General features: G+C 60.2%; 21 protein-coding genes. 16 read left to right on the top strand and 5 right to left on the bottom strand.

Annotation, left to right across the window (positions count from 1 at the left end):
• Positions 1-43 precede the first annotated feature (43 nt).
• Positions 44-730: an SOS response-associated peptidase gene (locus tag ROLI_RS15820; RefSeq protein WP_187429451.1), complete on the top strand. Its 687-nt coding sequence runs from the start codon at positions 44-46 to the stop codon at positions 728-730.
• A gap of 27 nt (positions 731-757) precedes the next feature.
• On the opposite strand, the gene ROLI_RS15815 is transcribed toward ROLI_RS15820, so the two are convergent.
• Positions 758-1678, bottom strand: a complete 921-nt coding sequence (locus ROLI_RS15815; RefSeq protein ID WP_187429486.1) for a LysR substrate-binding domain-containing protein — start codon at positions 1676-1678, stop codon at positions 758-760.
• A 109-nt stretch (positions 1679-1787) separates the two neighbouring features.
• Between ROLI_RS15815 and ROLI_RS15810 the strand changes: the two genes are divergently transcribed.
• The 15 genes from ROLI_RS15810 (at position 1788) to ROLI_RS15740 (ending at position 18973) form a co-directional block, all read left to right on the top strand.
• The gene (locus tag ROLI_RS15810; protein WP_187429450.1) at positions 1788-3011 is read left to right on the top strand and encodes an acyl-CoA dehydrogenase; all 1224 of its coding nucleotides are present in this window, start codon (positions 1788-1790) and stop codon (positions 3009-3011) included.
• A 44-nt stretch (positions 3012-3055) separates the two neighbouring features.
• A complete protein-coding gene (locus tag ROLI_RS15805; RefSeq protein WP_187429449.1) occupies positions 3056-5236 on the top strand; it encodes a thiamine pyrophosphate-dependent enzyme in 2181 nt (726 codons plus the stop codon).
• A gap of 460 nt (positions 5237-5696) precedes the next feature.
• A complete protein-coding gene (locus ROLI_RS15800; protein WP_187429448.1) occupies positions 5697-6752 on the top strand; it encodes an ABC transporter ATP-binding protein in 1056 nt (351 codons plus the stop codon).
• Between the two features lie 83 nt (positions 6753-6835).
• A complete protein-coding gene (locus ROLI_RS15795; protein WP_187429447.1) occupies positions 6836-8056 on the top strand; it encodes an ABC transporter substrate-binding protein in 1221 nt (406 codons plus the stop codon).
• A 127-nt stretch (positions 8057-8183) separates the two neighbouring features.
• Positions 8184-9209, top strand: a complete 1026-nt coding sequence (locus ROLI_RS15790; protein ID WP_187429446.1) for a carbohydrate ABC transporter permease — start codon at positions 8184-8186, stop codon at positions 9207-9209.
• Positions 9209-10366: a carbohydrate ABC transporter permease gene (locus ROLI_RS15785; protein WP_187429445.1), complete on the top strand. Its 1158-nt coding sequence runs from the start codon at positions 9209-9211 to the stop codon at positions 10364-10366. The genes ROLI_RS15790 and ROLI_RS15785 overlap by 1 nt, the downstream gene beginning before the upstream one ends.
• 48 nt (positions 10367-10414) lie before the next feature.
• On the top strand, positions 10415-10945 hold the full coding sequence (locus ROLI_RS15780; RefSeq protein ID WP_187429444.1) for an ester cyclase: 531 nt from the start codon (positions 10415-10417) through the stop codon (positions 10943-10945).
• 12 nt (positions 10946-10957) lie between these two features.
• On the top strand, positions 10958-12286 hold the full coding sequence (gene hisD, locus ROLI_RS15775) for a histidinol dehydrogenase (RefSeq protein WP_187429443.1): 1329 nt from the start codon (positions 10958-10960) through the stop codon (positions 12284-12286).
• A 60-nt stretch (positions 12287-12346) separates the two neighbouring features.
• Complete coding sequence (locus ROLI_RS15770; RefSeq protein ID WP_222869451.1) at positions 12347-13393, top strand: ester cyclase; 1047 nt, start codon at positions 12347-12349, stop codon at positions 13391-13393.
• Positions 13393-14151, top strand: coding sequence for an SDR family NAD(P)-dependent oxidoreductase (locus tag ROLI_RS15765; RefSeq protein WP_187429442.1), 759 nt, complete (start codon positions 13393-13395; stop codon positions 14149-14151). The genes ROLI_RS15770 and ROLI_RS15765 overlap by 1 nt, the downstream gene beginning before the upstream one ends.
• Complete coding sequence (locus ROLI_RS15760; protein WP_187429484.1) at positions 14151-15158, top strand: LacI family DNA-binding transcriptional regulator; 1008 nt, start codon at positions 14151-14153, stop codon at positions 15156-15158. The genes ROLI_RS15765 and ROLI_RS15760 overlap by 1 nt, the downstream gene beginning before the upstream one ends.
• Positions 15159-15164: 6 nt before the next feature.
• Positions 15165-16133 (top strand): ester cyclase, encoded by a 969-nt coding sequence (locus ROLI_RS15755; RefSeq protein ID WP_187429441.1) that lies wholly within the window; start codon positions 15165-15167, stop codon positions 16131-16133.
• Between the two features lie 52 nt (positions 16134-16185).
• Positions 16186-17154 (top strand): cupin domain-containing protein, encoded by a 969-nt coding sequence (locus ROLI_RS15750; RefSeq protein WP_187429440.1) that lies wholly within the window; start codon positions 16186-16188, stop codon positions 17152-17154.
• Positions 17151-18278 (top strand): cobalamin-independent methionine synthase II family protein, encoded by a 1128-nt coding sequence (locus ROLI_RS15745; RefSeq protein WP_187429439.1) that lies wholly within the window; start codon positions 17151-17153, stop codon positions 18276-18278. The genes ROLI_RS15750 and ROLI_RS15745 overlap by 4 nt, the downstream gene beginning before the upstream one ends.
• Positions 18278-18973: an RraA family protein gene (locus tag ROLI_RS15740; protein WP_187429438.1), complete on the top strand. Its 696-nt coding sequence runs from the start codon at positions 18278-18280 to the stop codon at positions 18971-18973. The genes ROLI_RS15745 and ROLI_RS15740 overlap by 1 nt, the downstream gene beginning before the upstream one ends.
• Here ROLI_RS15740 and ROLI_RS15735 read toward each other — a convergent pair whose 3' ends face one another.
• The 4 genes from ROLI_RS15735 to ROLI_RS15720 form a co-directional block, all read right to left on the bottom strand.
• A complete protein-coding gene (locus ROLI_RS15735; protein WP_187429437.1) occupies positions 18974-20206 on the bottom strand; it encodes a mandelate racemase/muconate lactonizing enzyme family protein in 1233 nt (410 codons plus the stop codon).
• Between the two features lie 65 nt (positions 20207-20271).
• A complete protein-coding gene (locus ROLI_RS15730) occupies positions 20272-21363 on the bottom strand; it encodes a zinc-binding dehydrogenase (RefSeq protein ID WP_187429436.1) in 1092 nt (363 codons plus the stop codon).
• Between the two features lie 89 nt (positions 21364-21452).
• On the bottom strand, positions 21453-22673 hold the full coding sequence (locus ROLI_RS15725; protein WP_187429435.1) for a TCR/Tet family MFS transporter: 1221 nt from the start codon (positions 22671-22673) through the stop codon (positions 21453-21455).
• Positions 22674-22677: 4 nt separating this feature from the next.
• Positions 22678-24003 (bottom strand): lyase family protein, encoded by a 1326-nt coding sequence (locus ROLI_RS15720; RefSeq protein WP_187429434.1) that lies wholly within the window; start codon positions 24001-24003, stop codon positions 22678-22680.
• Positions 24004-24030 lie beyond the last annotated feature (27 nt).

Here is a 24030-nt window from a genome sequence, read left to right as displayed (position 1 = left end):
CGGAGCTGTGAACAAGAGCACGCGAACTGGCGAGGTTTCAATCATGTGCGGACGGCTTGCCCTGACCCTGCCCAGCGATGCGATGGCGCAAATGTTTGGCGCGCAACCGGGCAATGACCTGCCATCGGTGCCCAATTACAATATCTGCCCGACCGATCAAATCCATGTGGTCTGTGGTGCCTTGGACGGGCCACGCCGTTTGACCTCCATGCGCTGGGGCTTCGTGCCGCATTGGTACAAGACGCTCAACGATGGCCCGTTGCTGATCAATGCGCGGGCTGAAACCATCGCCGAAAAGCCCGCCTTTTCGCAAGCCGCGCGCAGGCGCCGGGCTTTGGTGATCGCCAGTGGGTTTTATGAGTGGACGAAGTCTCCTGACGGGCAACGCAACCCCTGGTATATGTCACCAGCCCAAGGCGATGTGCTGGTGATGGCGGCGATCTGGCAGGAATGGCAAAACCCCGAAGGGGAGGCCCTGCGCAGTTGTGCGCTGGTCACAACGGCGGCGAATCGGGACATGGCCAAAATCCACCACCGCATGCCGGTGATCGTACAGCCAGAAGATTGGCCGCTGTGGCTGGGCGAAGCCGGGCATGGTGCTGCCAGGCTGATGCGGGCGACGGATGAGGGGGGCTTGAAAATGCATCGCGTGGATCGAGCGGTGAACTCGAATCGTGCCGCCGGATCTGCCTTGATCGTGCCATTGGTGGCGCAGAGCGATGCCTGCTGATCCCCCGCCTTTGACGTCTTGATGCCCTCAGTCGCGGCCAGATGGATCCGGGCGGTCCGCGGGGCTGTCTGGCGCGCCCGCCAACCAGTCGCGAAAAGACGTCAATGCCTTTGCGTCCTGCCGGTCCTTTGGCCAGACCAGATAATAGCTTCCGATGCTCTCGGATGTACGCTGGGACGCCAGGGCCAATTGCCCGCTGGAAAGGTAAGGTTCGGCGACGAAGGTCGGCAAAAGCGCGATGCCCAGCCCATGGATGGCCGCCTGCGCCATGGTCGAGAACTGATCAAAGACCATCCCCGGCGGCAGGTTGGCCTCCAGGCCCAAGGCGCGCATCCAGCGGACCCAGCCCTGGGGGCGTGTGTCAAGGTGCAACAGATCGTATTGCAGGATATCATGTGGGTCGCTCAGCGGTGTGGCGATCAGGGCGGGCGCGCAGACCGGGACCACCGTTTCGGGCAGTAGCGGCAGATAGCTGACCTTTGGCCAATCCCTGCGTCCGAAATGGATCGCTGCGTCAAAGGAGGTGGCGTGAAAATCAAAGGGTGCCAATCGCGTCGAGAGATTCACCGTCACTTCGGGATGACGGCGCGCGAAATCGCGCAGTCGCGGTGCCAGCCAATGCATCCCGAAAGCGGGCAGGATCGCGAGGTTCAGCATGCCGCTTTCGGTATCGCTTTGCGCCGAAATTGTGGCCTGCCCCAAGCGTTGCAGAACGTTGCGAACATCGCGCAGGTAGTCATGTCCTTTTGGCGTGAGCGCAAACCCGCGACCCTGACGCAGCAGGAGAGTGACACCGATCTGGTCCTCGAGTGCCTTGAGTTGTCGGCTGATCGCACTCTGCGTCAGTGAGAGTTCCCGGGCGGCCAGCGTGGCGCTGCCAAGGCGCGCGACGGCCTCGAAGGCGACAAGCGCCGAGATGGAGGGCAAATAGCGACGCGGCACGGTCATATGATTTTTTCTCATGAATTGCAGGATAAAGCATCGTTAGTCTTTTGCCTTCCGGTTTGCAATAATACAGCAACGCCGACGTTGGCCCCATCTATCGAGAGGATCGAAAATGAACGCCGAGAGCCCGATTTTGAAAGCCAAGGACGCGCCCGATCTGGGGGCATTTGAGTGGTCTGACCCGCTGCGTTTGTCAGAACAACTAGAAGAAGACGAGCGCATGATCGAGGATTCCGCGCGTGCTTATGCGCAGGAAAAGCTGCAACCGCGCATCATTGATGCCTTTGCCAATGAAACCACTGACGCGTCGATTTTCCGTGAAATGGGCGACATGGGCTTGCTTGGGGTGACCTGCCCCGAAGAATACGGCGGGCTTGGCGGCTCCTATGTGTCCTACGGGCTCGTGGCGCGTGAGGTCGAACGCGTCGATTCGGGGTATCGCTCGATGATGTCGGTGCAATCGAGCCTCGTGATCTATCCGATTTACGCATATGGCTCAGAGGCGCAGCGCAAGAAATACCTGCCCAAACTCTGCTCGGGCGAATGGATCGGCTGTTTCGGGTTGACCGAACCGGATGCGGGCTCGGACCCGGCGGGTATGAAAACCCGCGCTGTGAAAACGGCGACCGGGTATAAGCTGACCGGCTCCAAGATGTGGATTTCCAATTCACCGATTGCGGATGTTTTTGTGGTCTGGGCCAAGTCCGAAGAGCATGGCGGCAAAATCCGTGGCTTCGTGCTTGAAAAAGGCATGAAGGGTCTGAGTGCGCCGAAGGTCGGCAATAAACTGTCCTTACGCGCCTCGATCACCGGTGAAATCGTGATGGACGGTGTTGAGGTCAGCGAAGAGGCGCTTTTGCCCAACGTCCAAGGGCTCAAGGGGCCGTTTGGCTGTCTGAACCGGGCGCGCTACGGCATCAGCTGGGGCGTGATGGGGGCTGCGGAATTCTGCTGGCATGCGGCGCGGCAATATGGGCTGGACCGGCATCAATTCGGCAAGCCGCTGGCCGGCACGCAGTTATTCCAGAAGAAACTGGCGGATATGATGACGGAAATCTCTCTCGGGCTGCAAGCCTCGCTCCAGGTGGGGCGTCTGATGGATCAGGCGAATGCCGCGCCGGAGATGGTCAGCATCATCAAGCGCAACAACTGCGGCAAGGCGTTGGACATCGCGCGGATGTCACGTGACATGCATGGAGGCAACGGCATCAGCGGTGAATTCCAGGTGATGCGTCATATGATGAACCTTGAAACGGTGAACACCTATGAGGGCACGCATGATGTGCATGCGCTGATCCTGGGGCGTGCGCAAACCGGCATTCAGGCGTTTTTCTAAGAACGACGGGCGCGTAAGAGTTTTACGGCAAGAGTGAGTACCTGATGGACCGCGTTCAGATCGTTCATGACAATTTCCTGCGCCGTATCGCGGCACAGGATTTTCCCGAAGGGCGTGCGCCGACAGGCGGACTGGACGATGACGTTGCGCGCAGTCTCTATCAATCGCAGGTGCTCAGCCGGGCGCTGGACATCGAAAGCCGTGCGATGCAGCGGGCGGGGCAGGGGTTTTACACCATCGGCTCTTCGGGTCATGAAGGCATGGCCGGGGTGGCGCAGGCTCTGCGCCCCGATGATATCGCGTTCCTGCACTACCGCGACGCCGCGTTTCAGATCGCACGGGCGGCGCAGGCGGGGCAGGCGGGAATGATGCGCGACATGCTGTTGAGTTTCGCCTGTTCGTCTGAGGACCCCACAAGCGGCGGGCGGCATAAGGTGCTGGGCAGCCGCGCGCTGATGATCCCGCCGCAGACCTCCACCATCGCCAGCCATCTGCCCAAAGCCCTTGGTGCGGCCTACAGCATAGGTCTTGCACGTCGCCGCGCGCCAGAGCATCAAATCTTGCCGCGCGACGGTCTTGCGATGGTGTCCTTTGGCGATGCCTCGGCCAATCACTCGACCGCGCAGGGGATGATCAATGCGGCGGGCTGGACATCGGTGCAGGGTGTGCCGTTGCCGCTGTTGATGGTCTGTGAAGATAACGGGATCGGCATTTCAACAAAGACGCCGACGGGTTGGATCAAATCCTCCACGCAGCACCGCCCCGGTATCCGGTATTTCGAAGCCGATGGTCTGGACATTTGCGACACCTACGCTGTGACAACCGAGGCCGCAGAGTTTGTCAGAACCAAGCGAAAGCCTGCGTTTTTGCACCTGCGCATGGTGCGGCTTTATGGGCATGCGGGGGCTGATGTCGCCACCAGTTATCTGCCGCGCGCCGAAGTGGAAGCGGATGAGGCCAATGACCCGCTGCTGCACACGGCGCGATTGCTTGTCGCGATGCAGGCCGCCAAGCCCGAAACCTTGTTGCAAATATATCAGGACACATTGGCGGCGGTCCAGGCCGAGGCCCGCGGCGTTGCGAAACGCCCCCATCTGAAATCTGCGCAAGACGTGATGTCCAGCATTGTCCCGACCCCCCGCGTTTGTGCGCCCACCAACGGTCCCGACCCCAAGGCGCGCCGCGACATCCTTGGTGCGGATATCGCCCAGATGGAAACACCCCAACCGATGTCGCGCCTCATCAACTGGGCGCTGCACGATCTGATGCTGGAACACTCCGAGACATTGGTGATGGGCGAAGACGTTGGCCGCAAGGGCGGCGTTTACGGCGTGACGCAAAAGCTGCAGGCGCGCTTTGGCCCGGACCGAGTGATCGACACGCTTCTGGATGAACAATCCATTCTGGGGCTGGCCATCGGCATGGCGCATAACGGGTTCATTCCGATGCCGGAAATCCAGTTCCTCGCCTATTTGCATAACGCCGAGGATCAGCTGCGCGGCGAAGCGGCGACCCTGCCGTTTTTCTCCAATGGCCAGTGGAGCAATCCGATGGTGCTGCGTATTGCAGGGCTGGGGTATCAAAAAGGGTTCGGCGGGCATTTTCACAATGACAACTCGCTGGCCGTGCTGCGCGATATTCCGGGGTTGATCATCGCCTGCCCGTCCAGCGGGGCGGAGGCGGCGCAGATGCTGCGCGAATGTCACCGGCTGGCGCGCGAAGAGCAGCGTGTTTGCGTCTTTGTCGAGCCGATTGCGCTTTATCCCATGCGGGATCTGCACAAAGACGGGGATGGGGGGTGGATGACGCAATATCCGGCCCCTGATGCGCGCTTGCCGCTGGGGTCCGTGGGCGTTCATGGGCGCGGCAGCGACCTCGCGATCGTGACCTACGGGAATGGTCACTATCTGTCGCGTCAGGCCCAGGCGCTGTTGGATGCCGATAACATCAAGACGCGGGTGGTTGATCTGCGATGGCTGGCCCCGCTGCCCGAGGCGGCGCTGCTGGAGGCAATAAGCGGATGCGCGCGGGTTCTGATCGTGGATGAATGTCGCCGCACCGGAGGTCAGGCCGAAGCCCTCATGGCGTTGATGCTCGAAAATGATATCAAAAACGCCGCCCGCCTGACCGGCGCGGATAGTTTTATCGCAACTGGCCCGGCCTATGCCGCCACTCTGCCGTCGCGGGATGGGATCGTTGCCGCCGCCAAAGCTCTTTTTGTCTGACCAACGCGTCTGCAGGCCTGCGTAACTCAAACGATTCGCCTTTAGGTTACGCTGTGCCCTGTGGCGAGGAGCGATTTGTCGTGACAAGAGCATGCCGCACAGAATGCCATACACATCCAATTAAAATGGCTGAAATCGCCGTAAAATCACACATACGGCGGGAAGCCCACCAGAGCTTATGCCACCGCCTCACGGCGTAGAGGTAAAAGAAGTGTTTCACTTAAACAATTTAAAAACAGTATTTTACCGTAACTCTGTGATCTAAAATCATCCATGGCTCCCTGGCGGAGACATGCTTCAAAAACGCGGTTTGGGTGTGTGATGCGAGCCACTGCGCAAAACTCCAACAGTCCGAAGATTGCTTTGCACACGTGTGCAAAAAAGCCTTGCCAAACGATATCGTGATTGACTAGCGTTAACGAAAGCCTGCACCAGGCAGGCCTGCGACAGCGGGGACATCATGGCCGAAATTCAACTGCGAAACATCAACAAGCGGTGGGGTAGCTTTGTCGGGGTGGACAATTTCGACCTCACGATTGCAGACCAGGAATTCCTCGTGCTGCTCGGTCCTTCGGGATGCGGCAAGACGACGACGATGCGGATGATTGCGGGTCTTGAGGACGCCACAGAGGGTGAGATCATCATTGATGGTAAGGTGGTCAACGATCTGGACCCAAAGGACCGCGATGTCGCTATGGTGTTCCAATCCTATGGCCTTTACCCGAACATGAATGTTTACGACAATATTCGTTTTCCGCTGAAGGTCCGGAAAGTACCGGAAAACGAACATGACGAGCGGGTCCGCCGGGCCTCCGCCATGGTGGAGCTTGACGAATTCCTGCACCGCAAACCGGCAGAACTTTCTGGAGGCCAACGCCAGCGAGTGGCCCTTGCGCGGGCGATTGTGCGTGAGCCCAATGTGTTCCTGATGGATGAGCCGCTTTCGAACCTTGACGCAAAGCTGCGCGTCTCCACACGCGCGCAGATCAAGAACCTCAGTCACGAGCTCAAAGTGACCACCGTTTATGTGACCCATGACCAGATCGAAGCCATGACGCTGGCCGACCGGGTTGTCGTGATGAAGCAGGGCAAGGTGCAGCAGGTCGGCACGCCGACAGATATTTACGATCACCCGGCAAATACATTTGTGGCCAGCTTTATCGGCAGCCCGGCGATGAACCTGATGGATGGCACGCTGAGCGGAGGGACATTCAGCGGCGACAAGGTGTCGATTGCGGGGTTGCCGGGCGCAGACGGCCCAGTGACGCTTGGGTTTCGGGCCGAAGATGCGACCCTGGCCGAAGGCAGCGCGGGTCAGATCATGGCACCAATCTACACCATCGAGCTTCTGGGCGATGCGACGATGCTCACGGTGCGCGCCGGCGGGCAGTTGGTGTCGGTCAAAGCACATAAGGAGTTTCGCGCCAAAATCGGGGATATGATCTCGTTCAACGTGCCGGTCGCGATCTGTCATTTGTTCGACAAGGAGAGTGGGACGCGCATCGACGCGACCTGAAAAGTGACCCCCCAAAGCGGGGCCAACAAGAGGGTGCAGCCTTGCAAGATGCACCCAAGTAATACGCAAGAGGGAGTTTGCATATGTTTTTGAAGAAAATCGCACTGGCGGGGGCGTTTTCGCTCATGGGCGGGGCTGCATTTGCAGCCTGTTCATATGAGAATACCGTGCCGATCAAATCGCTGTCGGCAGGCTTTGAAGCCTGGAAGGCCGTCACGGATGCTATGGCCGAATGTGGAAATTTCCAGGCCGAACTGGATCAGGAATTTCGTACGAAACAGCCTGCCGCCTTTGAGGCGAACCCATCGCTTTATCAAATCGGAGGTGTCTCAAACGGGACGATCACGCCGCTGATCAATGCCGGAACAATCCGTCCGCTTGACGATCTGGTCGCCAAATATGGCCAGAACCTGACGCCGAACCAATTGATCCGCATTAACGGCGAGATCATGGCCGTCGCCATGATGGTGAATACGCAGCATTTGATGTACCGCTCTGACATTCTGGCCGATCTTGGCATTGAGGTGCCGACAAGTTGGGACGAGGTATATGCCGCGGCGGAAAAGATCCAGGCGGCAGGCGTGGTCGATTACCCGCTGGGGGCAACGATGAAATCCGGGTGGAATATCGCCCAGGAATTCGTGAACATGTATCCGGGTTTTGGCGGGAAGTTCTTCAACGATGACAATACGGCGGCGGTGAATTCCGAGGCGGGTTTGCAGGCGCTGGCGACAATGCAGAAGGCGCTCGCCTTTACCGATCCCGAAGTGCTGGTAAGCGACTCCACCTATGTGCAGCAGCAGTTTCAACAAGGCAAGATCGCCATGGCGAACCTCTGGGCAAGCCGTGCCGGTGCGATGGATGATGCCGCTGAAAGCCAGGTTGTCGGCAAGGTCGCCATGGCCGCAGCACCCACGGCCGTTGCGGGCGGCGCGCCCGCGACGACGCTCTGGTGGGACGGTATCGTGATCGCCAAGAACATCTCAGATGAAGAGGCCGACGCGGCTTTCCGCTTGGCCATGGAAGGGCTGGACGCGGAGACCGTGCAGGGCGCAAATGAAGCGGCGATCTGGCTGGTGCAGGGCTACGAGCCCACGGACATCGCCGCAGGTGCGATTGCCACAGCGATGGCAACACCCGCGCCACCGGCCTATCCCTCGACCACGCAGATGGGTCTGATGCACACGGCGCTTGGCAACGAACTACCTGCCTTTTTGACCGGAGATCGTGACGCAGAGGCGACATTGGTGGCCATTGAGGAAGCCTATACGACCTCCGCCAAGGAAGCGGGTGTCTTGAAATAACAACCGCGCTGGCCGGGGTAAACATCCCGGCCGGTGCCCCTTTGAAGGCTTTGCAAAACCTGTAAATGCACAGTTTGCAAAGCCATTCCGGACCCATCCCAATGCGGTTTGCCGCGAGGAGCGCCCCATGAAGTTCAAGACATTCGCAGCCTTCGTCGGCCCGTCAGTCTTTATGATGTTGCTGTTCATCGCGGCCCCCTTGGTCAGTGTTTTCATCCAGAGTTTTCAGGTCACGCAGCCCATTCTGGAACGGGTGGAGGTTGAAACCTGCACGCCCGGATTCCTCACACAGACCTGCACGACCGAGACCAAAACCATCCCGGTGCTGGATGACAATGGCAAAACCATGACCCAAACGGCCTGGGTGGGTTTGCAAAGCTATCGCAACGTTTTGCAAATGGATAAATTCTGGGAGGCCGTGGGTAACGGCAGCTGGAATGACATCATGCAGATCGATTTCTGGAAGGCCCTGCGATTCACGCTCTCTTTTACGCTGCTGACCTTGCCGCTGGTGATCGGTGTGGGGCTGGCGATCGCGCTGGCCGTCAACAATGCCAGCCGCACGATCCGCGGTCCCGTCATTTTCGTGTCGCTGCTGCCCTTCATTATCACGCCGGTGATCGGGTCGCTCTCAATCTACTGGCTGTTTGTGGGTGACGGTATCCTGACCGCCATGATGGAGCGTTGGACGGGCACGAATATCTCCATGTTCGCCCAGGCCTGGACCATCGAACTACTGATGTATTTCTACCGGGTCTGGCACGTCGCTCCTTTTGCTTTTGTGATCTTCTACGCGGGTTTGCAAACCGTGAATATGGACACGCTGGAATCCGCGGTGATCGATGGGGCCAGCCGCTGGGAGCGCCTGCGCCATGTCATCATACCGCATCTGATGCCGCTCATTGTATTCATCGCGCTGATCCACCTGATGGATTGTTACCGCGTGTTCGAGGAGATCGTCGGCTTCCGCAGTCAGGCGCATGTGATCTCGCTGCAATGGCTGACCTATGATTTCATGACACCGGATGATGCAGGCAACCGCGCGATCAGCCGCGCTTCGGCCTCGGCTATGCTAACGATGATCGGGATCGTATTTTTGCTGATCCTGCCACTGCGCCGCACCTGGCGTGACCACAAAGGGAGCGCACACTGATGTCCACCTCCAAAGCCATGCAGCAATCGCTCGCACTGCGTCTTTCCTCGGGTGCCTTTCTCGCCTTCTGGTGTGTACTCGCGGCCTTCCCGATCTTCTGGATCGCGGTGATGAGCTTTAAATCCCCCGTGGACGCATTCGCCGCGAGCCCTTGGGATGTGATCTTTGGCCCCGCCACGCGCGCCGGAGGCGATGGGTTGTCGGTGATCGACATTGCCCTCGGTCTTATGGTGATATTCTTCGCCATCCGCTGGACCTTCACCAAATTACCAGCACTTGTGCAAAAATTCAGCCCGCCGAGCCTGATAATCCTCGGATGGGTCTTTGGTGCGGTACTCTATGCGGTCGCTTTTGTCTTGATCTTCTTTGGCCTTCTGCCGCTGATCCTTGGTGCGCTGAACAGCCTCCTTGGCCCGCTGGGGACCCCCGTGCTGGGGCTGACAACGCAACATTACGTGGCGGTCTGGGGCGAAAACGAATTCTACCGCAACTTCCTGAATTCCATGCTGGTCACGGCGGGCGTTGTTACTATCTCCCTGACCGTCGGGACATTGGCGGGCTACGGTCTGGCCCGCTCCGGCTCTGACCTGGCGTTCTGGCTGCTGATCCTCGCGCTTGTGTTCCGCGCCTTGCCACACTCCGTTCTTGTGGCCGGATACCTGCCGGTTTTCATCAACTCTTCGGAAATCCTGCGCCCCTTCTTTGGCGACGGTGCCCCAACGCTCTACGGTCAACCCTGGGCCGTCATCGCGGTGTTGGTCTCGATCAACCAGCCCTTCACCATCTGGATGCTGCGCTCGTTTTTTCAGAACATCCCCGCCGAACTTGATGAGGCCGCCCGCGTGGATGGATGTAGCCATTTCCAGGCCTTTCGCCGGGTGATCATGCCGGTGATGTGGCCGGGCGTCATCACCACGGGTCTGTTCAGCTTCCTTCTGGGCTACAATGATTTCCTCGTCACCTCTCTGCTGCTGGATGCGCAAAACCAGACGATGGTCCCGGCCATTGCGGGGTATTTCAACCGCGAAACTACCACCACGGATCAGGTCGAAGCGGTGGCCGCGGCGGTCTCGATCACCGCTCCCCTGTTCCTCCTGGTCATGGTGTTCCAACGCCAGATCGTCTCCGGACTAACGGCAGGCGCAGTCAAAGGATGACCTGTTCTTCATTGTTCCTCAAATATGCACTTTTGGAGTGATACCATCATGAAGGGATCCCGCCCCGAGCAAGCCACCCTGACCCGCGACACGGATATGAGCAAGACCGATCAAACCCGTGCTGTCATCGAGGGCATGGTGGATGGGTTGAACGATCACCGTATCGACGACATTGGCGCGTTTTTTGCCGAAAGCTTCCGCTGGATGGGCAACCAGGGCTGTGGCCGCAAAACCGGCGTGCAAGAGTTCCAAGACAACTGGCAACGCCCGTTTCAGGCGGCGTTTTCGGACAAGGTTTGTGTTGATGAAGCACGCCTTTACATGGGCGAATGGGCGGCGGCTTTCGGACGGCAGGAGGCGACCCATGCCGGTGAATTCATGGGGATCGCCCCCACCGGCAAACGTATCGAAATCCTTTATATGGATTTCTGGAAGGTCGAGGAAGGACGCATTACCGACAATTGGGTGATGGTCGATTTCCCGCATGTATTGGCCCAACTGGGTCGCGATGTCTTTCAGGGGGAGGGCTGGGAGGCCTTTGACCGGGGCGAAAAAACGCCACCACGCCCTGAGCAATAAGGAGTTTGCAAAGTGACCATTGAGTATTTGAAAACCGGCAAACCTGCGTCTGAACGCGCCGATGATGATGCCAAGACGCGTGCTTCGGTCGAAGCGATACTGGCGGATATTGAGGCGCGCGGGGATGCGGCTGTGCGGGAATTGTCAGAGAAATTCGACGCCTATTCCCCGCCCTCTTTCAAGCTCAGCGCGGCAGAGATCGATGAGCTGATGGCACAGCTAACCCCGCGCGAGATGGCGGACATTCGCTTTGCGCAGGAACAGGTGCGTAATTTCGCTCAGGCCCAACGCGACAGCATGCTCGACATCGAGGTCGAAACCATGCCCGGCGTGATCCTCGGACATAAAAATATTCCGGTGCAATCGGTCGGCTGTTATGTGCCAGGCGGCAAATTCCCGATGGTGGCCAGCGCACATATGTCAGTGGCCACCGCCAGCGTCGCCAAAGTGCCGCGCATCATCGCTTGCACGCCGCCCTTCAAGGGCAAGCCGAACCCAGCCGTGATCGCCGCGATGCATCTGGGGGGCGCGCATGAGATCTACGTCATGGGCGGTATTCAGGCCGTTGGCGCGATGGCCATCGGCACGGATACAATCGAGCCGGTGCATATGATCGTAGGGCCGGGCAACGCCTATGTCGCTGAGGCCAAGCGGCAATTGTTCGGGCGCGTGGGCATTGATCTGTTTGCGGGCCCGACAGAAACCATGGTGATCGCGGATGACACGGTGGACGCTGAAATCTGTGCCACCGACCTGTTAGGGCAGGCGGAGCATGGGTATAATTCCCCGGCTGTCTTGCTCACCAACTCGCGCAAATTGGCGGATACGACGCTCACGGAAATCGACCGTATCCTCGAAATCCTGCCGACGGCGGATACCGCGAAGGTCAGCTGGGAAGATTACGGAGAGGTGATCCTCTGTGACACCTATGACGAGATGCTGACTGTTGCCGATGACATCGCCTCTGAGCACGTGCAGGTCATGACCGACCGCGATGACTGGTTTCTGGAGAAGATGACCTGTTACGGCGCGCTGTTTCTTGGGGCGCGCACCAATGTGGCGAATGGTGACAAGGTGATCGGCACGAACCACACGCTCCCCACCAAGAAGGCCGGGCGCTATACCGGCGGGCTTTGGGTCGGGAAATTCCTCAAAACCCACAGCTATCAGAAAATTCTGACCGATGAGGCGGCGGCGGAAATCGGGGCCTATGGCTCGCGGCTTTGCATGCTCGAAGGCTTCGTTGGCCACGCGGAACAATGCAACCTGCGGGTCAGACGCTATGGCGGGATCAACGTCCCCTATGGGACAGGCGCGCCGGCACAAGAAGCAGCGGAGTAGGGGCGCTGCCCCCGATGCCCGGAGGGCATCTCCCCCGGAGTATTTGAGCCAAAAGAAGACATGGACCATTATTCAAACCTGAAAGAGCGCATCGCGCCGTTGCGGGCGGCGATGTATGACTTCGACCTCGCCAAGCTACGCGTGGTTCTGCATGATATTTGCGCCCCCGAGGTGGTGTTTCACCTCGCCTTTCCCTTTGAGACCATCAAAGGAGTGGATGCCTATGTCGACCGGGTCTACGCGCCGCTGGAACGCGCCTTTCCAGATCTGGAACGGCGTGATCACATCGTCATGGCCGGACCCACGCCTGAAGGGGCGAATTGGGTGGGATGCGGCGGGTTTTACCTTGGAACATTCACCGGACCGTGGCTCGACATCCCCCCGACCGGTCACGCCGCGCATATGCGGTTTCACGAGTTTTACCGGATCGAAGACGGCAAGCTCGTCGAGATGCAGGCGCTCTGGGACATCCCCGAGGTGATGATGCAGGCGCGCGCCTGGCCCATGACCCCAAGCCTGGGGCGCGAATGGCATATCCCCGGACCGGCCACCTGTGACGGTATCATTACCGCGCCTTATGACGATGCCGCAGGGCGCGCCACTTGCGAGCACATCATCGATATGCTGGAACATCTCAAACGCCACCCCTCGCAAGGTGGCGCGGAGGTCATGGAGATGGAGCGCTTCTGGCATCCGCGCATGAGCTGGTATGGACCGTCGGGCATTGGTACCGGGCGCGGCATCGAAGGGTTTCGTAAATGGCACCAGATCCCGTTTCTCAACGGGATGCCGGATCGGGGGCAATGTGTGGATGAGATCGAATACCACTTCTTTGGTGATCATAATTACGCCGCCGTCACCGGTTGGCCGGACATGTATCAATCCATAACCCACGGCGGGTGGCTTGGCATCGCACCGACTGGCAAGAAGATCGCCATGCGCTCCTTGGATTTCTGGCGCCTCGAAAACGGGCTGATCCGCGAAAACTGGGTGCTGGTGGACCTGTTGCACATGTATGATCAGATCGGGGTGGATGTGTTCGCGCGTCTGCGCGAGTTCAACAAGGCCCGCGCTGGGTTTGATCCCGAAACGGGGAGGGTTCTGTAATGGATTTGCCAAGAACACCGACTTTCGATCTGAAGGGCAAACGTGCCTTGGTGACGGGGGCGTCCTCGGGCATCGGTCTGGGCTGTGCGGTGGCGCTGGCCGAGGCGGGCGCGCATGTGGTTTGTGCGGCGCGCCGCGTGGATGTTTTAGAGGCCTCCGTGAGCGCAATGACCGCTCAAGGCTGGTCCGCGGAGGCGATGCCGCTGGATCAGGCGGATCCTGGTGCCTTGCCCGCCGCCTTCGAGCAGCCGTTTGATATCGTCATCAACTCGGCCGGTCTCGCCCGCCATGCGCCCGCCATCGAGACCACGCCAGAAGACTTCGATGCGGTGATGGGTGTCAATCTGCGCGGGGCCTATTTCCTGTCGGCCCATGCGGCCAAAGCCTTGATGGCGGCGGGAAAATCCGGCTCGATCATTCACATTTCCAGCCAGATGGGCCATGTCGGCGGCATTGATCGCGCGGTCTATTGCGCCTCCAAACACGCGCTTGAAGGTATGATCAAATCAATGGCCATCGAGTGGGGCAAATCCGGCATCCGCATCAATACCATCTGCCCGACGTTCATTCGCACGCCATTGTCTGCGGTGACTTTCAACAACCCTGAGCGGCTGGCCTGGATCATGGAGAAGATCAAATTGCCGCGTGTCGGCGAGGTCGAGGACATCATGGGGGCGGCGCTGTTTCTGGCCTCGGATGCCTCGGGGATGATCACCGGAACATCGCTGAAGATCGACGGCGGCTGGACAGCGGGATGATGGGCAAGGTGACCTCACTGGACGTGGCCGAAAAAGCAGGCGTCAGCCGCTCGGCAGTCAGCCGCGTGTTCACCCCCGGTGCCTCGGTCAGTAAAACCACGGCCGCCAAGGTGCGCAAGGCGGCGGCGGCGCTGGGGTATCGCCCCAACGTGCTGGCGCGCTCGCTGATCACCGGGCGCAGCCGGATCATCGGCCTTGTGGTCGCCTATCTGGAGAACCAGTTCTACCCCGAAGCCATTGAACGCCTCTCCAAGGCCTTGCAAGCCGAAGGGTATCACGTGCTGGTCTTCATGGCCTCCAATGATCACGCGGCGACCCAGACAGTGATCGACGAATTGCTCGATTATCAGGTGGACGCGATCATTGCGGCCTCGGTGGGCCTGTCCAATGATCTGACGAAACGCTGCGAGGGGCTCGGCATCCCCATCGTCTTGTTCAACCGGCACCAATATGACGAACGGCTGACAAGTGTCACATCGGACAATGTCGCGGGCGGGCGCAAGCTGGCGGACTTCCTGATTGCGGGCGGGCATGAACGCATCGCCCATATCGCGGGCTGGGAAGGGGCCTCGACCCAGATTGACCGCGAGGCCGGTTTTATGGCCGGGCTAAAGGCAGCCGGTCACAGGCTGTTTGCGCGCGGTGTCGGCAATTTCAATTTTGAGACCGCGAAGAACGCCGCCCGCGAAATGTTCGTCGCCCCGGAACGCCCCGATGCGGTATTCGTGGCCAATGACCACATGGCCTTCGCCGTGATGGATGTGTTGCGTTATGAGTTGGGTTTGCGCGTGCCGCAGGATGTGTCGGTTGTCGGGTATGATGACGTGACGCTGTCCCATTGGCCCAGCTATGATCTGACGACCGTTCGACAGCCCGCAAACCAAATGGTGGCCGCCACCGTCGCCGCTCTTCTGGCGCGCTTGTCCGATGAGGATGCCGCCCCCCGCCGGATCACGCTTGATGGTCCGTTGATTATCCGCAGCTCTGCCCGCAAACCAAAAAGGTAGCCCGCCATGCAAGGCTTCGATCCGAAATTCAAGGATTTCCCCGATTACATCATCGGGATCACACGCGAGATCTGGGAAGATCGCGGTATCGCGACCCTGCACCAGTATTATTCTGACGATATCGTGGTGCGTTCCCCGGCCTCGGTCGTCATCGGCAATCAAAACGTCATCGGCGCGACCATGGCCACGCTTGCCGAATTCCCCGACCGCACGCTCATGGGCGAGGATGTGATCTGGTCCGGCACGCCGGAGGAGGGGATGTTATCCTCCCACCGTCTGCTCAGCACCGCGACCCATATGCATGACGGCGTGTACGGTCAGGCGACGGGCAAACGGTTGACCTATCGGATCATGGCGGATTGCCATGCGATCAACAATCAGATCAACGATGAATGGCTGATCCGTGATCAGGGCGCGATTGTGCGGCAACTGGGCTGGGAGCCCAAGGCCTATGCCGCCGACCTGATCGAGCGCGAAGGCGGCCCGGAGGCTTGCGCGCAGCCCCTAAACCCCGCGACGGACCAGCCCGGACCCTATAAAGGGCGCGGCAATGACAACGCATGGGGTGCCAAATACGCCGATATCATCACCCGTATCATGGGCGCGGATATGGCGGCGATCCCGTTGGAATATGACCGCGCGGTGCAGGTGGAATACCCCGGCGGGATGACCGGGCACAGCCACGGCGATGTCGATCAATTCTGGATGGGTCTGCGCGCGTCTTTTCCCGATGCCACATTTCAGATCGACCACCAGATCGGGCGCGATGATCCCTTGATGCCGCCGCGTGCGGCGCTGCGCTGGTCGCTCACGGGCAAACACAGCGGGTGGGGCCGGTTCGGTGCGCCCACGGGGACCGATATCTATCTGCTTGGCATCTGTCACGCGGAATTCGGGCCCTGGGGCCTGCGCCGGGAATATGTGATTTTTGATGAAACCACGATCTGGAAACAGATCTTGCTGCACACGGGATGAGCGCGCGTTCGCAACACTGCTGGCGCGCGAAGAGACTGGAAAGAGAGACGACATGACACCTGCCGAAATGGAAAAACGGATCGTGCGATACGGCGATCTGATGCCCTGCAAAACCGCCTTTATCGATGCGCATACGCCCGGAAGCGATCAGAAGGAGAACTTCACGATCATCGGCGGCGGGGTGTCCGAAAGCCCCGACCAGCACGTTCATATTGGCATCCCACATGGGTTCAACATCGGTGCCGCCGGGCAACCGCCCAAATGCCGCAATTCGCTGCACAGCCACCGCACAGCCGAGGTGTTTTTCGTGCTCAAGGGGCGTTGGCGGTTTTTTTGGGGCCGGTGGGGGGATGCGGGCGAGGTAATCCTCGAAGAGGGCGATATCATCAACATACCCACGGGCATTTTCCGCGGCTTTGAGAATATCGGTACGGATTATGGGATGATCATGGCCATTCTTGGCGGGGATGATGCGGGCGGCGGCGTGCTCTGGGCACCGCAGGTGATCGAGGACGCCAAAGATCACGGCTTGATCCTGGGGCAAAACGGCAAGCTTTATGACAGCAAAAAGGGCGCGACCCTACCCGAAGGTGTGCAGCCCATGCCGGTTTTGAGCGATGCAGAGTTGCAGAATTATCCCGAACTCTCCCCCATGGATGTCGTCGGATTTGGCGTGCGCCGCTACAACGACATGGTGGCGATGGCGCAGAAAACGCCTTGCTGTGTGATTGGCGAAACAGGAATCATCCAGGACAAACCGGGGTTCGAGGTGGGTTTTCTGACCCGCGCGTCCTCGAGCAAGGAGATGCACCAGCATGACCGACCCTCCGTTTTGATGCCGATGAAAGGGCATTGGAAACTGATATGGGAAGGCGGGCAGGCGACGTTAAATCCGGGCGACACGGCCTCGGTTCCGGCGGGGTTGATGCACACGGCTGTGCCGTCCATGACCGGCGAGGCATCCCTTTTTCATATTCTGGCCACGGATGATCCGGCAGGCCCAACATGGAGCGGCACATGAGTATCTCAACCACCCACGTCGGCAGCCTTCCCCGCACACAAGAAACCGTGGATTTCATTTTTGCGCGGGAGCGCGAGGAACCCTATAACCCGGCGGCATTCGATGCGGCGATGACGGTGGCAGTATCCGACACGGTCGCCAAACAGGTCGCGGCGGGTATCGACATCGTCAGCGATGGGGAGACGTCCAAGATCTCCTATGCCACCTATGTCAAAGATCGCTATACGGGTTTTTCCGGAGATAGCCCGCGCAACGCCCCGGCCGATCTCAAGAAATTCCCCAGCTTTCTCAAACGCCTGGCCGATGATGGTGGTACGCCGAAATATGCGCGCCCGATGTGTACCGGCGCGGTGAAATCCAAAGGGCAGGGCGAGTTGCAAAAGGATATTGATAACCTCAAGGCAGGTATGGCCGAGCACGGTGCGACACGCGGGTTCATGAATGCGGCCAGCCCCGGTGTGATTTCGCTGTTTTTGCAAAACGACTTCTACAAGACCCGCGAGGCCTATCTGGCCGCCCTAGCGGATGCCATGCGCGAGGAATATCAGACCATCGTGGCCGCCGGGCTGGATGTGCAACTGGATTGTCCCGATCTGGCGTTGTCGCGGCACATGCTGTTCAATGATCTGAGCGATGCGGAATTCCTGAAAATCGCCGGGGCGCATGTCGAAGCGCTGAACCATGCTTTGCAGGATGTGCCCGAAGAGTGCATCCGCATTCACATTTGCTGGGGCAATTACGAGGGTCCGCATGTCTGTGACATCGGCATGGATAAGGTGTTCGACACGCTGATGTCGGCCAAGGCGCGCTATGTGCTGTTTGAAACCTCCAACCCGCGCCACGCGCATGAATGGACGGTGTTTCGCGACCGCAAAGCCGATATTCCGGACACCAAGGTATTGGTGCCCGGTGTGGTGGATACCACGACCAATTTCGTCGAACACCCCGAATTGGTGGCTCAACGGATTGAACGTTTCACAGGGATCGTGGGGGCCGAGCGGGTGATCGCCGGATCGGATTGCGGCTTTGGGACCTTTGCGGGGTTCGGTGCGGTGGATCCCGAGATTGCCTTTGCCAAGCTGGAGGCCCTCTCGGAAGGGGCAAAACTTGCGGGGTCGCGGTGATGTCCGATCCGCTGTTTGACCTGCTGCGCCGGGTGGATACGCCGACGGTCTGCAACGCGATTGAGGTGGCGCAGGGCAAGCGGGGTTTTGATGATTTCACCCGTGGCACGATGCGCGCCTCGGACCCTGCGGCCCCGGCGATGGTCGGCTATGCCCGCACGGCACGTATTCAGGCGGTGAACCCGCCCGAAGAGCCACCCGACGTGATCCGGGCGCGCCGTATGGGGTATTATAAATACATGGCCGAAGGTCCGCGTCCGGGCGTGGCCGTGGTGCAGGACATGGATGTGCCAAACGCGATCGGTGCCTATTGGGGTGAGGTGAACACCAATATCCACAAGGCGTTTGGCTTATCGGGGGCTTTGACGGATGGCGTCATGCGTGACCTTGGCGATTTGCCGGAGGGGTTTGCAGTGGTGGCTGGCTCGGTTGGTCCGAGCCACGGGTTCGTGCATGTGATCGATTATGATCAACCGGTGGAGATTTTCGGCATGAAGGTTACGCCGGGGGCGTTGGTGCATGCGGATCGGCACGGGGCTGTTGTGATTCCAACGGATGTGGTGCCGCGTCTGAGCGATGCGATTGCGCAGCTGTTCAAATCCGAAAAGATCGTGTTTGACGCGGTTAAGGGCAAAGAGATTGATTTCGCGCAGTTCGAAGCGGTTTGGGCGGCTTTTGAGGCGTCGCGTACCTGATCATGTCTTGGGGGCGGGTGCACCGCCCTCAAAAGCGTTTCCGTTCACATAATCACACGGTGCGTCGCGCATCTCCAGATGCAGCCCGGTGCCCGTATAGGGATGCGCGCGGGCGAGGTCTTCGTCGACCTCAATGCCCAGCCCGGGCGCTTCGGGCGGGGTGACGAACCCGTTCTCGACCCGGATCGTGTTCCTGATCAGCGCGGCGTGAAAGGGCGTCTCTATGGTTTCGGCCATCAGCAGATTGGGGATGGAGGCGGCCAAGTGGATGTTCGCCGCCCATTCAACGGGACCGGCATAAAGATGCGGGGCCATTTGTGCGTTATGGGTTTCGGCGAGGATGGCGATTTTTTTCGCCTCCCAGATGCCGCCCGCGCGCCCCAGAGCGGGTTGCAGGATATGGGCGGCCCCGGCGCGTAGGATGGACGCAAATTCCGCCTTGGTTGTCAGGCGTTCGCCGGTGGCCACGGGGATGCGCACGGCCCGCGCGACTTTGGCCATTTCCTCGACGGCATCTGGCGGGATCGGCTCCTCATACCAGAGGGGTGAGAAGGGCTCCAGCGCTTGGCCCAGCCGGATTGCGCCTGCCGTGCTGAATTGACCATGGGTGCCAAAGAGCAGGTCGGCCCGGTCGCCCACAGCCTCCCGGATGGCTTTGCAAAAGGCGACGGATTGAGAGATATCGCGCATGCCCGGCATATGGCCACCGCGCATGGTATAGGGGCCAGCAGGGTCAAATTTGACCGCCGTATAGCCTTTTGCCACCATCGCGGCGGCGCTTTGTGCGGCCATGTCGGGGGAGGTCCAGAAGGCGGCCATGTCATGTCCGGCCTCAGGGTAGAGGTAGGTATAGGCGCGGATGCGATCATTCATTTGCCCCCCCAGCAGCGCCCAGACAGGGCGGTCGCGCGCTTTGCCCAAGATGTCCCAACAGGCGATTTCAAGGCCGGAAAACGCGCCCATCACCGTCAGATCGGGGCGTTGTGTGAAGCCCGAGGAATAGGCGCGACGGAACATCAATTCGATGTTTTCGGGGTTTTCATGGGCCATGTGGCGGTTGAATACATCCTCGATGACCGCGCACATGGCGTCAGGGCCGACCGAGGCTGCGTAGCATTCGCCCCAGCCGACGATCCCGTTATCCGTGGTGAGTTTGACCAGGATCCAATAGCGCCCGCCCCACCCCGGTGCCGGGGGGGCGGTGATGATGATGTCGAGGTCGGTGAGTTTCATCGAGGGATCCTTTTGCGGCGCAAAGGTGGCCTGAAAGCCCACCTTACGGCGTGGTGTCGCACGCGTTACCTATCGAAAATGATGACATTGCGGCGGGCTCCGCCTGATTTGGTATCGGCAATCGCCTCGTTGATTTGATCGAGCGACCAGCGGCCCGAGATCAGCTCATCCAGTTTCAAGCGTCCCTGCGCATAAAGATCGACCATCCAGGGAATATCGCGCTGGATCACGACATCGCCCATCTTGGAGCCCACCATCCCCTGACCCAAAGCCGCCAGAACAACGGGCTCATAGCTGGAATACGCGTCCGAATGGGGCATGCCCACCATGACGACCTTGCCCCCCTGTGCCAGATAACGCGGGGCCTGATCATAGGCGGGAATGGCCCCGACGGTCACGATCACGGCATCCGCGCCGCGCCCGCCCAAGGCCTTCATCGCTTGTTTCCAAGGCTTTTCATCCGTGGCCAGCACCCCGTGGGTTGCGCCGAACTCCTTGGCCGTGGCCAGCTTATCCGCGCTCATGTCGACAGCGATGATGCGGCGCGCACCGCTGATGCGTGCACCCTGGATCGCATTGAGGCCGACACCCCCCGCGCCGATCACAACGACGTCCTGGCCGGGGCGCAGGTTGGCGGCGTTCACGACGGCGCCCACACCGGTGATAACACCGCAGGCAATCAGGCTGGCGGCGTCCTTGGGGATATCGGGGCTGATCCGCACCACCTGTTTTTGGTCCACCACCACCTTTTGCGCAAAGGCACCGGTGGCCATGGCCTGATGCAATTTGCCACCCGTTGCGGTTTTGATCGGGCCATGATCGCCGTCATAGGGCGTTTCGCACAGCGTGGGTTTACCCCCCGCGCAACTGCCGCAGGTCCCACAGGCGCGGATCAGGGTGACGACGACGCTATCGCCGTGCGACAAGCCCCGCACACCCGGACCGAGGGTGGTGATGATCCCCGCTGCTTCATGCCCATAGACCGCGGGCAGGGACCCGCCCCAGGCCCCCTCGGCGTAGGAAATATCGGAATGACAAATCGCAACAGCGTCCAGTGTCACTTCGACCTCGCCCATTTCAGGGGCGCGCAACTGGATGTCTTCGATCTGGAGGGGCGTGCCAAAGCTATGGCAAACGGCGGCTTTGATGGTTTGCATAGGGGCGCGGGCTTTCTGTTTTGTGTCGTTTTGCAGAAGGTGCCGCGCCGCAATCGCACGCGCAAGGCGCAATCCGACATCAGGTGTCGTTAAAGCACCTCTTTTGGATTTGGCGATTGGCGGGGCGGGAAGGCGATGAAGACCGCAAGCCCCGCAGCAATCAGCACAGCGGATAGGATAAACGGGGCGCCGGGCAGGTATACCGTCGCCTCCGGGCTGGTGAAACTTGCGAAAACGCTGGTCATCACCATGGGAGAGAGGATCATGGCCAGCGCGCTTGCAGAGGTCAGCGCACCTTGCAATTCGCCCTGCGCATCCGCGGCCACGGCTTTGGACATGATCCCTTGCAATGCGGGGGTAATGACCGCGGCCAGTCCCGCCAGCGGTGTCAGGATGAGCGCCAGCGTTCCGTTGGTCACGAAGGCCAGCGCCAGAAAGGCGACGATATCAAAGAAGTGGCCATAGATCACCGTGCCGCGTTCCCCCAGCAGCCGCAGCACGGGGCGGATCAGGCCGCCCTGAACAATGGCCAGCATGATGCCGAAAAGAGCAAGGCTGAGCCCTATGGTGGCGGGGTCCCAGCCGAATCGTTCCTTGCCAAAAAACGCCCAGATCGCAGGATAGACCATAAAGGCCACCTGATAGAGGAAAAAGACGATCAGCAGCGCGCCGACACCGGGCAAACGGCCCAATTGGCGGATGCTGCCCAGGGGGTTGGCGCGCGCCCAGCGGAAGGGGCGTTGCGTGTCTTTTGTGACGGTTTCGCGCAAGACGAAATAGCCGAACAGGGCATTGAGGGCGGCTAATGCGGCGGCGGCGTAAAACGGCGCGCGCGTCCCGTATTCCGCGAGAAAACCACCCAGCAAGGGGCCAAGCACAAACCCCAGACCAAAGGCGGCACCGACCAGCCCGAAATTTGCGGCGCGGTCCTCGGGGCGTGAAATATCGGCCATATAGGCGTTGGCGGTGGATTGCGTAGCCGCCGTAATGCCCCCGACGATGCGGCCAATGAGCAGCAGGGCGATGCTGCCCGCCACCGCCATGAGGAGGTAATCCAGCGCCATGACTACCAGCGAGGTCAGCAAGATGGGCCGGCGCCCGAAACGGTCCGACAGCCCGCCGATGATAGGGCCAAAGATGAATTGCATCACCGCGAAAGTGGTCGATAGAACGCCGCCCCAGAGGGCCGCGTTGCTCAGGCCCGTGCCTTGAATTTCCTGTATCAGATCGGGCATGACCGGGATGATCAACCCGATGCCCATCGCGTCGAGCATGACCGTGAGCATGATGAAAACGACTGCCGGGCGCATTCCCTCAGAGCGCCCGGACGCGTGCCACGAAAGCGCGTGTATCTGCGGGGGCTTCACCGAGTTGGGCTTGTGGATCGAACAGGGATGCAGGCAGATCGGGGTATTGGGCGCGGGCCAAATTGGACAGGGATGTGCCGGAGCGCAGGGCTTCCTGGCAGAGGGTTTTGACGGCGGCCTGCGCTTTAGGTCGGGACATGCTCTGGCTCAGGGCAAAACTGAGCGCCTCGCTATGCGCCAGATCGAGACCCCGTTCAAAGGCCTGCGCCATTCGCGTGGGGTTGGGGCGTATGTCCCGTGCCAGCGCCACGCCATGTTGCAAGGCGCAAGCCGTACTCAGCGCGATTTGTGGAACGATCATCCATTCGGCGAACCAGGCCGCCCCGTCGCGTTGATGCTGATGGGTGGCGGCGATCTGCAAGGTGCTCTGCAACCCGCTGATTTGGGTGGACAGGGCCACAAGCGTGCTGGCGCGTACCGGGTTTTGCTTTTGTGGCATGGTCGATGATGCACCCGCTGCGCCAAGGCTCACTTCCTGTACCTCGCTGGCGCTGAGGCCAATCACCGTCTGCCCGATGGCGGCCAATGTTGCGCAGACCTGCGCCATCCATGCGATGATGCGCAGGATGGGCCCGCGATCTATGTGCCAGGAACGATGGGGATCGCGAAGGCCGAGGCCTTGTGCCAGGTCGGCCCTGATCTGCGCCGCCTTGGGGCCAAGGGCCGCCGAGGTGCCGGATGCGCCGGACAGCGACACCCACAAGGCCTGCTCTCGGAGCCCCGGCAATGCGTCCACCGCGTCCAGCAGCGCCGCCCCCCAGCTTGCCAGAACCGCGCCCCAACTGGTGGGTGTGGCCTGTTGGCCGTAGGTGCGTGCGGGCATGGGCAGGTCGGCATGTTTTTCGGCCTGATCGGCCAATGCGGTGAGGATGGTGCGTAGATCGGCTTCGGCCAGAGCCAGTGCCTGGCGCAGGCGCAGCATCAGACCGGTGTCGATGATGTCCTGTGACGTCGCGCCCCAATGCACATATTGCGCATGTTCGGGCGCGTTCATTTCCGCGCGAAACGCCGCGACCAGCCCCGGAATGCACACCCCGTTTTCGCCGGTTGCTTTGGCCAGCGCACCGGGATCGATCTGGATTTCAAGGGTGGCGCGGTGAATGGCGGCGGCGCTGATCTCGGGGATGACGCCGTGTTTGCCCTGTGCCTTGGCGAGCGCGCCTTCCACCAACAGCATCGCGCGCAGGGCGGCAGTATCCGAAAACAAGCGTCCCGTCTCGCCCGTGTCGAAAAGGCGCGCGTAAAGCGGGCTGTCAAAAACGCTGGCGGCCATGGATCAGAGCGCTCCGGCTGTGCGCAG

This window comes from Roseobacter fucihabitans, from assembly GCF_014337925.2.
Lineage (GTDB): Bacteria > Pseudomonadota > Alphaproteobacteria > Rhodobacterales > Rhodobacteraceae > Roseobacter > Roseobacter fucihabitans.
This window is presented reverse-complemented; position numbering and strand designations above follow the sequence as displayed.